The 12,378-nt window shown below is 61.7% G+C and carries 10 protein-coding genes; 4 read left to right on the forward strand and 6 right to left on the reverse strand.

Annotation, left to right across the window (positions count from 1 at the left end; all coding sequences use genetic code 11):
• Window positions 1-182 precede the first annotated feature (182 nt).
• Window positions 183-1,826 carry an acetolactate synthase large subunit gene (locus K9857_RS05040; RefSeq protein ID WP_224533759.1) on the reverse strand — a complete coding sequence of 548 codons (1,644 nt, stop codon included), beginning with the start codon at window positions 1,824-1,826 and terminating at the stop codon, window positions 183-185.
• 85 nt (window positions 1,827-1,911) lie between these two features.
• Between K9857_RS05040 and K9857_RS05045 the strand changes: the two genes are divergently transcribed.
• From K9857_RS05045 to K9857_RS05060, 4 genes are all read left to right on the forward strand, one after another.
• Window positions 1,912-2,058 (forward strand): hypothetical protein, encoded by a 147-nt coding sequence (locus K9857_RS05045; protein ID WP_224533760.1) that lies wholly within the window; start codon window positions 1,912-1,914, stop codon window positions 2,056-2,058.
• A gap of 19 nt (window positions 2,059-2,077) precedes the next feature.
• Entirely contained in the window at window positions 2,078-3,523 is a 1,446-nt protein-coding gene (locus K9857_RS05050; protein WP_224533761.1) for a mechanosensitive ion channel family protein, read from the forward strand.
• A 149-nt stretch (window positions 3,524-3,672) separates the two neighbouring features.
• A complete protein-coding gene (locus K9857_RS05055; protein WP_224533762.1) occupies window positions 3,673-4,521 on the forward strand; it encodes an SDR family NAD(P)-dependent oxidoreductase in 849 nt (282 codons plus the stop codon).
• Between the two features lie 433 nt (window positions 4,522-4,954).
• Window positions 4,955-7,843 (forward strand): EAL domain-containing protein, encoded by a 2,889-nt coding sequence (locus K9857_RS05060; RefSeq protein WP_224533763.1) that lies wholly within the window; start codon window positions 4,955-4,957, stop codon window positions 7,841-7,843.
• Window positions 7,844-8,003: 160 nt separating this feature from the next.
• Here K9857_RS05060 and K9857_RS05065 read toward each other — a convergent pair whose 3' ends face one another.
• From K9857_RS05065 to K9857_RS05085, 5 genes are all read right to left on the reverse strand, one after another.
• Window positions 8,004-8,897 (reverse strand): DUF2950 domain-containing protein, encoded by an 894-nt coding sequence (locus K9857_RS05065; RefSeq protein WP_224533819.1) that lies wholly within the window; start codon window positions 8,895-8,897, stop codon window positions 8,004-8,006.
• A 26-nt stretch (window positions 8,898-8,923) separates the two neighbouring features.
• Window positions 8,924-10,534, reverse strand: a complete 1,611-nt coding sequence (locus tag K9857_RS05070) for a DUF3300 domain-containing protein (RefSeq protein ID WP_224533764.1) — start codon at window positions 10,532-10,534, stop codon at window positions 8,924-8,926.
• A gap of 119 nt (window positions 10,535-10,653) precedes the next feature.
• Complete coding sequence (locus tag K9857_RS05075) at window positions 10,654-11,328, reverse strand: MarC family NAAT transporter (RefSeq protein ID WP_224533765.1); 675 nt, start codon at window positions 11,326-11,328, stop codon at window positions 10,654-10,656.
• A 36-nt stretch (window positions 11,329-11,364) separates the two neighbouring features.
• Window positions 11,365-11,943, reverse strand: coding sequence for a hypothetical protein (locus K9857_RS05080; protein WP_224533766.1), 579 nt, complete (start codon window positions 11,941-11,943; stop codon window positions 11,365-11,367).
• 58 nt (window positions 11,944-12,001) lie between these two features.
• A complete protein-coding gene (locus tag K9857_RS05085) occupies window positions 12,002-12,364 on the reverse strand; it encodes a DUF5064 family protein (RefSeq protein ID WP_224533767.1) in 363 nt (120 codons plus the stop codon).
• Window positions 12,365-12,378: the final 14 nt, after the last annotated feature.

The following is a 12,378-nucleotide window of genomic DNA, read 5'->3' on the forward strand; positions in this document are numbered from 1 at the left end:
TTTGAAAAACAAAATCAAAAGATCGCAGCCTTCGGCAGCTCCTACAGGTTCACAAAACCAACGAACACCGCAAAACCCTGTAGGAGCGAGGCTTGCCCGCGAAAGCGCCAGATCAGCCAACATCAATGTTGAATGTACCGGCCCTTTCGCGGGCAAGCCTCGCTCCTACGGGTTTTGTGTGATCAGACCAACGCACTCCTGCGCTTGAGTTCGCTGTTGAGAATGAAGTCATTCTCCGAATAGTCCACCGGACAATCGATCACATGCACCCCAGGCTCGCCGATGCAGCGTTCCAGCAGCGGCAGGAAGCCTTCGGCGCTGTCGACCCGATGGCCTTTGGCGCCGTAGGCTTCGGCGTATTTGACGAAGTCGGGGTTGCCGTAGTCCAGGCCGTAATCGGTGAACCCCATGTTGGCCTGTTTCCAGCGGATCATGCCGTAGCCGTCGTCGCGCAGGATGATGACCGTGAGGTTCATCTTCAGGCGCACGGCGGTTTCCAGTTCCTGGCTGTTCATCATGAAACCGCCGTCACCGCACACCGCGACCACCGGGCGGTCGGGGTAGACCAAATGGGAAGCCATCGCTGACGGCAGGCCGGCGCCCATGGTTGCCAGGGCGTTGTCCAGCAGCACGGTGTTCGGCCGGTGGGCCTTGTAGTTACGGGCGAACCAGATTTTGTAGATGCCGTTGTCCAGCGCGACGATGCCTTCGGAGGGCAGGGCGCGACGTACATCGGCGACGAAACGCTGCGGGTAGATCGGGAAGCGGTTGTCGTCGGCGCCTTCGATGATCTGCGCTTCGTTGGCTTCACGGATCGCCATCAGGCGGCTGAAATCCCAGTGCGGCTGGACTTGCAGCGCCTCGCCGATCTGCCACACGGCGTTGGCGATATCGCCCACCACTTCGATCTGCGGGAAATACACCGGGTCGACTTCCGCCGAGCGGAAGTTGATGTGGATCACCTCGGTACCGCCACGGACCATGAAGAACGGCGGTTTCTCGATCACGTCGTGGCCGATGTTGACGATCAGGTCGGCGGCCTCGACGGCGCGATGCACAAAGTCACCGGCGGAGAGGGCAGCGTTACCGAGAAAGCGCGGGTTACGCTCGTCCACCACACCTTTGCCCATCTGCGTGGTGACGAATGGAATGCCGGTGTTATCGATCAGTTGCTTGAGTACCTTGCAGGTCATCTTGCGGTTGGCCCCGGCGCCGATCACCAGGATCGGGCTGCGAGCGGCCTTGAGCTTTTCCACGGCGCCTTCGATGGACTTGGTTTCGGCCAGCGGACGACGCACCAGACTTGGCGGAATCGGCATGCTTTCAGTCTGTTCAGCGGCGATGTCTTCAGGCAGCTCCAGGTGCACGGCACCGGGCTTTTCTTCTTCGGACAGGCGGAACGCCTCGCGCACCCGGGAGGGGATGTTGTCGGCGGACGCCAGCTGGTGGGTGTATTTGGTCAGCGGCTGCATCATGCCGACCACATCGAGGATCTGGAAGCGGCCCTGCTTGGACTTCTTGATCGGCTTTTGGCCGGTGATCATCAGCATCGGCATGCCGCCCAAATAGGCATAAGCGCCGGCGGTCACCAGGTTGGTCGCGCCAGGGCCGAGGGTCGAGAGGCTGACGCCAGTCTTGCCGGTGAGGCGGCCGTAAGTCGCGGCCATGAAGCCTGCCGATTGCTCGTGGCGGGTCAATATGAGCTTGATCGGCGACTTGCGCAGGGACTCCAGCAGGTCAAGGTTCTCTTCGCCGGGAATTCCGAACACGAACTCCACGCCCTCGTTTTCCAGACATTGCACTACGACATCGGCAGCCTTGGCCATTTTGTTCAGTACCTCGGGTTGGGGAGTCGGGGAGTGATGAGGACACCGTCTTCAATACTGCATCGCGCAGTATCGCCTCATTGCCATGGCGCGGATTACCGTTGGTCTGGCCGAGGCGTTTGCCGATGCGCTTGAATCGGGCTCCAAGGAGGCGCTGACTATCCTAGAAAGGCAGAACCTGCGAGAAATTCACTGGCCTGATTTTGGCCGTCATCTGGCGGCTGGTTATTGAGCGGCGCTGGAGGTGCTCGATGCTGTCCATGTTCACTGAAAGCCCGTTGCTCGGCGCCTTGGCTCTGATCCTGATCGACACGGTGATGTGGCGAATGATCGGCTCCCGGCGGCACAACTGGAAAGTGCTGATAAGGCTGGTCATTTTCCTGCTGTACAGCCTGCTGCTGTTCAATGAAGGCCTGAGCCCTCTGGAACCGGCGCCCGCTGGCGACAGCGTACCGTTGCAGATGGCGGCCACGGCGCTGCAGATCGGCTGGTGGCTGTTCGGTGCTCGGACCCTGACGGTGATGATCGGTGCGGTGATGATGCAGCGGGTCGGGCATACCGGCCGGCTGATCCAGGACCTGCTCGGCGCGGTGATCTTTCTGGTGGCGGTGATTGCCGCGCTGGCCTACGTGCTCAATCTGCCGGTCAAGGGTGTGCTGGCGACCTCCGGCGCCCTGGCGATCATCGTCGGCCTGGCGTTGCAAAGTACCCTCAGCGACGTGTTTTCCGGGATCGTCCTTAACACCACCAAGCCGTATCAGATCGATGACTGGATCGCCATCGACGGCACCGAAGGCCGGGTCACTGACATTGATTGGCGCGCCACTTTCCTGCAAACCTCCCAGGGCAGCATGATCGTGATTCCCAACTCGATGGCGGCCAAGGCCAAGATCACCAACTTCAGTCGGCCCAGCGACATGTTCGGGGTTTCGATCAGTCTGCTGATCAGCCCCCATGTGCGGCCGAACCGGGTGTTCGACGCGCTGGAACGGGCAGCACAAGGATGCCGCGCGCTGCTGACCAAACCCGCACCCAAGGTCACGATCAAAAGCACCGGCAGCGGTGGCGTGGAATATGAGGTCAGCGGTTTCGTGATTTCCATGGATCAGAAGCGGCTGGTGCGCAATCAGCTGTTCGACCTGGCGTATCGGCATTTGCTGGCGGCGGGGATCAATTGGTTGTCGACGGTGGAAACCAACGAACCGGTAAGGCATACCCGGGCGCGGGCGTTACTGGATCACTCGGCCATTTTCGCCAACACCTTGAGTGATGAAGAGAAGGACAGCGTCAGCAAGAACATGACCCGCCAGGCGTTCCAGCCGGGGGACATGATTCTGCCGGGCGGGGAGATCAGCGAGCACCTGTACATCATCGAATCAGGCGTGGTGACGGTGGCCCTGGCCCGCGCGGGCGTGAAGTTCGAAGCCGGACGCATGGGGCCGGGGGAGGTGATCGGCGAGGCCGGGATCGTCTCGGGCAAGGCCTTGCCTGCGGATTTCGCCGCGCTGACGTTCTGCTATCTGTACCGGATCGACAAGGAATACTTCCGGCCCTGCGTGGAAGCGCGGCATGACATCAGCGAAGCGATGCGGGCGCTGGTGGATTTTCGTTTGCAGATTTCCCAGACATTGTTGCAGGAAGAGCCCAAGGCCATCGAGAAGAAGGGGTTCCTGCAGTGGCTGCGTAGCCGGGTCTGAATCCATTCCCCTGTAGGAGCGAGCATGCTCGCGATGGACTCAAATACACCGCGGGGCATCAGGTTGCCCGCGTTAACGTTGACCACCATCGCGAGCATGCTCGCTCCTACAGGGGGTGTGTTTTTCCTTAAAAATCGAGGAGTCCCACCATGTCCCATCCCGTTCTCAAACCCGGCGCCGTGGCCGTGATCACCGGAGGCGCCGCCGGCATCGGGCTGGCCGCCGCCAAGCGTTTCGCCGCCCTGGGCATGCGCGTGTGCATCGCCGATCTGGGGGCGCAGAAGTTGCTCGACGCCGCCGAGGAGCTTGCTGGTCACGCCTTGGCGGGGGCCGAAGATGTGCTGGCGCTCGAAGCCGATGTGAGTCGCGAAGGCGACCTGACTAACCTGCGCGACCGGGTGCTGGAGCGTTTCGGCGCGGTCGATGTGCTGATGAGCAACGCCGGGATTCAGCCGGCGACCACAGCGCTCGACAGTGCCAATTGGCAGCAGATGATCGAGGTCAATCTGTGGGGCGTCATCCGCAGTACGCAGGCATTCGTGCCGGGCATGATCGAGCGCGGGCAACCGGGCCTGGTGATCGTCTCCGGCTCCAAGCAGGGCATCACCACGCCGCCGGGCAATCCGGCCTACAACGTGTCGAAGGCTGGGGTGAAGGTGTTCAGCGAGTCGCTGCAACATCAATTGCGCAACACCCCCGGTTGCGCCATCAACGCCCATTTGCTGATCCCGGGTTTCGTCTTCACCGAACTCGCCGCCCAAGGCCGCAAGGACAAACCCGCCGGCGCCTGGACCGCAGAGCAGACGGTCGACTTCATGCTGGAGCGCCTGGAAGCCGGCGATTTCTACATCCTCTGCCCGGACAACGACGTCCCCCGTGCCCTCGACGAACGCCGAATCCTCTGGGCCGCCGGCGACATCGCCGAAAACCGCCCACCGCTGTCCCGCTGGCACCCCGATTACGGCAGCGCCTTCGAAACCTTCGCAAAAACCAAATAACAACCCATCCCCCTGTAGGAGCCGAGCTTGCTCGCGATGGTCGCCAACGATAACGGGGGAAACCTGACACCCCGCGGCGTTCTTGCCTCCATCGCGAGCAAGCTCGGCTCCTACAGTTGGTCGTCAACGATAACGCTGGCAGCCTGACACCCCACGGCGTCCTGTCGTCCATCGCGGGCAAGCCTCGCTCCCACAGGTCTATTCCTGTAGGAGCCGAGCTTGCTCGCGATGGTCGTCAACGATTACGCGGGAAACCAGACACCCCGCGGCGTCCCAGCCTCCATCGCGAGCAAGCTCGGCTCCTACAGTGAACGGATGTCGCGGAAACAAAATGATTGAAAAAAACTGTCATAAGCTATAAAGGAAAAGGACACCGGCATATCGCTAACAATCAGTAAAAGAGTATCGCCAGTTTCTGGCTCATGGAGCGCTGATGAGTTTTCGTCAATTGACCGGCTCGCCACGGCAATCGAGCGGCGACGACCTGGTCGCCTCTCAACTGATAGGGAATTCGGAGACTGCCGCGGTGGCGTACGCCGGCAACGACGACAAGATCGAAAAACTGCTCGACTCAGCGCGAAACTGGCCCCATACCACGGCTTGGGCCGTTTACCGTGCCGGTGAGCAAATGTATCTGGTCGGGCAGGGCGATCCACGGGGACAGTGGCCCGCGAGTATTTCCAATGAAGAATTCGACGCTTTTTGCCGAACCCGGCGCCTGCAGCGCTGGCCGACCGGCAAGGGCGAAAGCGTGCTCGGCTGGCTGCTCGCACCCGTCGATGACGCCGCGGAGCCCGCGCTCGCCGAATTTGCCCAGCGCCTGGGCATTCAGGTGCAGACCAACACCCTGGCCCGCGCGCAGATCACTCAGCGCGTGCTCTATGAAATCACCTATCTGGCCAGCTCGACCCGGGACCGTTCGGTATTTCTGGTCGGCGTGCACCAGCTGCTGGCCAGCCTGATCGATGCCGAGAACTTCTACCTGGCGCTCTACGATCCGCACACCCACAAAATCGACTATCCGTACTACGTCGACAAAATCGACGTCGATGCCCTGGAATCCTCGAACTACGAATACCTGGACCCGAATCGCCTGTCGTTGACCGGCCAGGTGCTGACGTCCGGCCAGCCGTTGCTGATTGACTCCGCCGGGATCCTCCAGGCCCAGGCCGAAGGCCGTTTCTACTGCGTGGGCGACCGTCCCGAGTTCTGGATGGGCGCACCGCTGAAAAACGCCTCGGATGAAGTGTTCGGCATGCTCGCCATGCAGGTGTACGAGGTGTCGCGCACCTACAGCGCCGAAGACCGTGCGCTGTTTTTGGTGGTCTCGCGCCACGTGGCCATGGCCCTGGATCGGATTCTGCACCGCGAGGACCTGGAACAGACCGTAATGCGCCGTACCCTTGAACTGTCGGCAGTCAACGACGCGCTGCGCCAGGAAGTGGCCGAGCGCGAACGCGCCGAACATCTGCAAAACGCACTGTTCCAGATTGCCGAGCTGTCGAGCCAGCCGGGTGACATGGCTGAGTTCTTCCAGACCCTGCACGGCATCGTCGGCGATCTGCTGTTCGCGCAGAACTTCTACATTGCGATGTTCGACGACGCGACCACCGAAGTGACCTTTCCCTATTACGTCGACGAGCGCCAGACCGTGCGCCCGGCGGCGCGGCGTGGGCGCCGGGGTCTGACCGAGTACGTGATCCGCCAGCGTCGGCCGTGCCTGATCGACTTCGACGAGGCGGGTCGCCTGTCCGACCAGGGGGAAATCGAAATCGACGAGGCATTCCGCTCCCACTCCTGGCTTGGCATCCCCTTGTTCGATGGCGACATGGTGCGCGGCGTGCTGGCGGTGCAGAGCTATACCGCGCAGGTCAGCTACAGCCAGCGCGACCAGGAACTGCTCACGTTCGTGTCGCGGCACATCGATACGGCGTTGTCGCGCCGCACCGCCGCCGAAGCGATCCATGCCGCCAATCTCAAGCTCGAGGCCCGGGTGCAGAACCGAACCCGTGAGCTGGACCACGCCAACGCCAAGTTGCAGCACGAAAACTCCCACGATGCCCTGACCGGGCTGGCCAACCGCACTTACCTGCAACAGCGCCTCAATCTGGCCTGGTCGCGGTTCGAAAGCGAAGGCGGGCAACTGGCGGTGATGTTCATCGACCTGGACCGTTTCAAGATGGTCAACGACAGCTTCGGCCACCATTTTGGCGACCTGTTGCTGATGCATGTCGCTCACCGTCTGCGCAGTTGCCTGCGGGAAACCGACATGCTGGCGCGACTGGGGGGCGATGAGTTCTCGGTGCTGGCGCCGGAGGCCTCGCTTGAGACGCTGATCGAAATCGGCGAGCGGATCCTCGCGGCGTTCGACCTGCCGTTTTTCATCAATGGCCATCAGGTCTTTTCTTCCTGCAGCATCGGCATCGTCAGTGCCGACAGTCAGTTCCATAACGAGCCCGCCGACCTGCTGCGCGATGCCGATGCGGCGATGTACCGGGTCAAGAGTGCCGGGCGTGACAGTTATGCGGTGTTCAACCAGGAAGTGCGGCGTGAGGTGTCCGATCAGGTCGAGCGGGAAGGGGCGTTGCGTAACGCGCTCAAGCGCACCGATGAATTGCTGCCGTACTTCCAGCCGATCGTCAGTCTGGAAACCGGTGAACTGGTGGCGCTTGAAGCCCTGATTCGCTGGCACCAGCCGGGCGGGCGGGTGATCGCGCCGGGCGAGTTCCTGCCGGACGTCGAGGGCCTGCGCCTGATCGGTCGACTGGACCTGTACATGCTCACCCGCATCGCGGTGATCCTCGCCCAGCCCGAGCACGCCAACTGGCCGGCGGTGCACGTCAATTGCTCCAGCTACAGCATGGCCCGCCCGGAATTCGCCGGCGAAGTGCTGGCACTGCTGGCGCGTCACGGCGTCGAGCCTTCACGCATTTGCCTGGAGTTGACCGAAGGCGCACTGGTGGCCGAACCGGCCATCGCCCGCCTGACCATGCAGCAACTGGCCGATAACGGCATGTCGGTGGTGCTCGACGACTTCGGCGCCGGGTTCTCGTCCCTGAGTTACGTGCACCAGTACCGGTTCAGCGGCTTGAAGATCGACAAGTCCTTCATCCTCGAACTCACCAGCAGCCCGCGCAGCCGCGCCATCGTGCGAGCCATCGTGCGCATGGCCGAGTCGTTGGATTTGAGCGTGGTGGCCGAAGGCGTAGAGGACGAACTGACCCTGGACCTGCTGCGGGAAATGGGCGCAGGGCAGGCCCAGGGCTACTACTTCGCCAAGCCGATGAGCCTGGAAGATCTGTTGGCCAGCCCGTTGCTATAAGCGACACTACAAAACCTGCGGACCGCACCAATTACCGTGGGAGCGGGCTTGCCCGCGATGAGGCCCTTTCAGCCAGCATTCATGTTGCTGACCCACCGCCATCGCGGGCAAGCCCGCTCCCACAGGGTCAATGAACAATCATAAAATCCTGTGGCATCCATCAATTCTGGTTTTGATCGGTAGGCACTTCCGTCCAGCTGTCATCCGGATCGAACAATTTCATCGCCAGCGCCAGTTTTTCACTGTTGGGCCCCAGGTCTTTTTCGAACACCTGCCCGTCATGGCTGATCATGAAGCTCATGACCCCGGTGTCGTCGTACTTCGCCGGCCAGGCGATCAGGGCAAAGCCGCGGCTCATTTTGTCGCCGATCAGGTAGCTGTAGGCGCCGCCCGGGGCTGACGGGCCCTGGCCCTTGAGGATGCGGAAGTGATAACCGTGCCAGTCCTCCAGGGTCGAGGCGTTGCCGAACAGCGGGCCCAGGGGGCTGATCTGGCCGCTGTCGTCGTCCGCCCAATACAGCCCGTCGTGTTCACCAGGGGTGCTGAAAATCTTCTGCGCGTATTCCAACGCACCGTCACCATCACGATCCTGCGAGGCATAGTCCATCTGCGCATCGTGATAAGTCAGCACCGACTGCACCGTGGACAGCTCGTTGCGGCCAATCCGGCGAGCACGGATTTCAACGGCCCCGGCCTTCATGTCGAAGCGCCAGCCGTTCTTGTCCTTGACCATGGGGATGGGCATGGTCCAGTGATCGGGGCCGACCGCCAGAATGGCCTTGCGATCATTGGGCTTCTGGATCTGATGCTGCTCGTGATACTGCTTGAGAAATGCATCGACATCCTCGCGCTGCACACCTTCACGGGGAATCACGCTGCGCCAGTCCTCGCCCAGAAGCTCGGTCAGCCGCGCCTGATCGGCATGCTCGGTCCCCAGCGCCTTGACGAATTCCTCGGCAGCCTTTTCCGGCGTGGAAAACGCCTCCTGTGCCGCTACAACCCCCGACCACAAAAGACTCGCGGTGATCGCCAGGACAGGTGCCAGGAGGCCCATGAACACTTTGACTCGACTTGGATTGTTCACCGGCGGCCCCCCCTCGAACGCATCGGGCTGGACGGTCTGCTGATCTGGTGACCGGAAGACCGCATCGAGCTTGGGCGCTGGGCGGATGCCTGGCTGGCCCGACCCCGCAGGGCCTGCGCATTGGATTGAGAAGGTGAGCGCGCACCGGCGAATGCGTTGTTGCGAGCACTGCCGGGACTGGCGGCCGGGCGCTTTTGCGCGTTCTGCCGAGAAAAGGTCGAATCCTGCCGGCGCTGGTTCACCTGAGCGTCCTGCCTTCTGGGTTGCTGGTTTTCGCGAGTGTTTCGTTCACCCTGGTTACGATTTGCGATCTGATTTCGGTCCACGCCCTGGCCCCTGTCCGCGGCGCGAGGCCTGTCCGCACCGCTTTGCATGCGATTGCCGGCCGCCATGCCCGACTGCGCCTGACGCGCCTGATCACGGGCCTGCCGGTTACTGGTGGCCGGTCTCTCGATGCCGCTTCGGTCCATGGCGCTACGGGCGTTCTCACGGGCCTGGGCGCGCTGGGCGTTGTCGCCGCGAAAGGCATCGCGCTGAGTCGCTCCGTTGAGTTGCCGACCGTATTGCTCGCGGCTGCGCTGGTCGCGATAGGGCACGCCTTGGCGATTGACGGCGTTGTGCTGCCACTTGTTCTGGTTATTGGTGATCTGGTTGTTGCGGTTGATGTTGTTGTAGCGGTTCACGTCCACGTCGATGTCGTTATTGCCCCAGTCACAATCGCCCCAGAGCGAAGCGACGATCGCCACACCGGTACCGAACGCCAATCCGGCCACCAATGCCTGGCCCGGGTAATAGGCGGGCGGCGGCGGGTAATAGACAGGTGGTGAAGCCGGATAAGCCCAGGTGCCGTAAGTGGTGGTCGGGTTATAGGTCGGCACGTACACCACCTGCGGATCGGCGGGCTGGATGATGATTGTGGACGAACTGGCCGGAGCAGGGGCCGGCGCTGAAGACGACGAGGACGACTCCGGCGCGGGAGCGGGCGCCGCTGCCGGCGTGATGTTCTGCACCGTGACGTTCTGATACTGGTTGCTCTGCAGGTTGCCGGCGGCCTGGGCCTGATGCCGCAAGCGCTGCACCGCGCCCATTACATCATCAGGTTGCGCGAGAAACGCATCCCCCAACCGCTGCACCCAGACCGGATCCTGCCCCAGGGTCGCCAGCACCTGCGGGAAGGCGACCAGCGCCTGCACGCTCGGGTCCCAGGGCTGGTTGGCCACCTGTTTGACCGCATCGTCACCCTTGGCTTTCGGATTGGCCTTGGACCAGGTCACGGCCTCCGCGATTTGCCCGGGGTAGGTGCTGGCCATCAGCACCTGGGCCAGCAACGGGTCCGGATACAGCGCGATCGGCGCGACCATCTGATCCAGTTGTTCCTGATTGAAAACCGGGTCCTTTGCCACGTCTGCGGCTGGCGTTGCATCGGCGGTGGTGGCCGTGGCACTGGCATCACCCGCCGTGGCTGTGGCGGTCCCATTGCCGGCGGTCGCTGTCGCCGTGCTGTTGCCCGTGCCGGCAGTCGCCGTGGCCTGCACCGTCTGCGCCAGGCAAGCGGAGCCATTGATCAACAGTACGACCGACACCGCGTAAAACAATGGAATGCGCATCATGCTCTCCATGTGGCTGCTACAGGTACGTCTTCCTGTTCGGGAATTTCAGTACAGCTGATTTTCGATGTCTTTGCCGGGCAAACACCGGCCATTCATCCCGCCGCAGAGCAGCGGATTCACTGCGCTCGCAACAGATGAGCGTTGTGGTCGATCAGGGTTTGCAGGACCTCCACCGAGCCGTTGATCGCGAACTGAGCGCCCATGCACACCAGCAGAAAACCCATCAGCCGCGAGATGGCTTCAATGCCCGATTGGCCCATGATCCGCATGATGAATCCCGAGCAGCGCAGGCAGATCCAGAGGATCAGCGCGGTCAGGATGAAGATCAGCGGCGGGGCGACCAGCAGCACCCACGGCGGGAACAGGGTGTTGTTCTTGATGGTGGCGGCGGCGCTGATGATCATCGCGATGGTGCCGGGTCCGGCGGTACTGGGCATGGCCAGCGGGATGAAGGCGAAGGTCGGCTGCTCCGCGGTGCTGGCCCCGGCAACGATAGGCTGGGGTGGCGGCGGAAACAGCATCTTCAAACCCATGATCACCAGAATCCCGCCGCCGGCGATGCGCAGGCCCGGGATGGAAATGTTGAACGCGTCCATGACGAAGGCACCGATGTAGTAGGTGACCGCCATGATCAAAAATACATAGAACGACGTCAGAAAAGCCTGGGTGTCCTTTTCCTTCTGGCTCAGTCCCTTGCTCAGGGCAAGGAACAGCGCCACGGTCGTCGGCGGGTTGGTCAACGGCAGGAGTGCCAGCAACCCGAGCCCGATAGCGTTGAACAAGTCTGTCATATCGAGCCCGGGGTCCTTTCGTTCAGTGCCGCGCGATTAGCGCGAGGTCTGGACCTTCAGCACTTCGGTATAAACGGCGTCGACCGTCTGACCTTCCTTGAGGTTCTTCATGCGCGCTTGCAGGTCGGGATCCTCGACCTTCACCACCCGCAGTTTCCCTTCCGGAGGCATCAGGGTCACCTCGTGGGTTTTCAGGTCGATCTTGGTGATTTTCGAGGTGACCTTGACCTGGCGCACGGCTTCACCGCCGGGGTTGGGATTATCCTTGGTCGCACGGACGGTCATCGCCTCGTTGCTCATGCTGGGGGCGCCACCGACGGTGGTGTCCAGCACATAAGCGACCGAGCGGATCACCTGGATATCGACGGTATCGCCGACCTTCAGATTGTTCAGGTTTTTCGCCTGGTCAGTGAGCTGCAGGGGCACCGGTTGCTGGTCCGGACCTTCGATGGTGACCTGGTAGTTCGCCGGATCGACGGCCAGGACCTTCGACACAATGTGGCCTTCAATGGCGCGGCTGCCCAGCGGAATATCGGCGGCATGAGCCGTCAGGCTGGCGGTTGAAAAGAGGGAGGCGAGGGCGACGGCAGAAGCAAGAGAGCGGATAGATTTCATAAGCCTGTTTTTCCATTCAATGGTGTGACAGAACGAATCCGTTTGAAGCGCCTGCAGGTCACTCGAAGTGTTCGGGATTGACCGTATCTCCGGACTTCATATTCAGCTGCACCCGTACATCTTCGAACATGAGGTCATAGTGCTTGTGCATTGAGCCGATGCTGCTCATGGACTTGGGAATGCCGTATTTCTCGGCGATTTGCGTCACGTTTCGGGCGAAGTTGTAGGCCTCCTCCTTGGGCAGAAAGAACGTCTCCTTGATTTCCTTGCCCTGGATGCTGCCGTGCATGGTGAACAGCATGCCCTTGCCTAGCTTGGGATCGCTGCTGACTTCGTAATCGAGGTGAATGTTGTAGCTGACATCGTTGTCGTTCAGCGCATGGCGCTCGATGTGCAGATGACCTGGCTCGAACATGGCCATTTTCTTATCCCCTT

Source organism: Pseudomonas sp. REP124, from assembly GCF_020164475.1.
Classification (GTDB): Bacteria; Pseudomonadota; Gammaproteobacteria; order Pseudomonadales; family Pseudomonadaceae; genus Aquipseudomonas.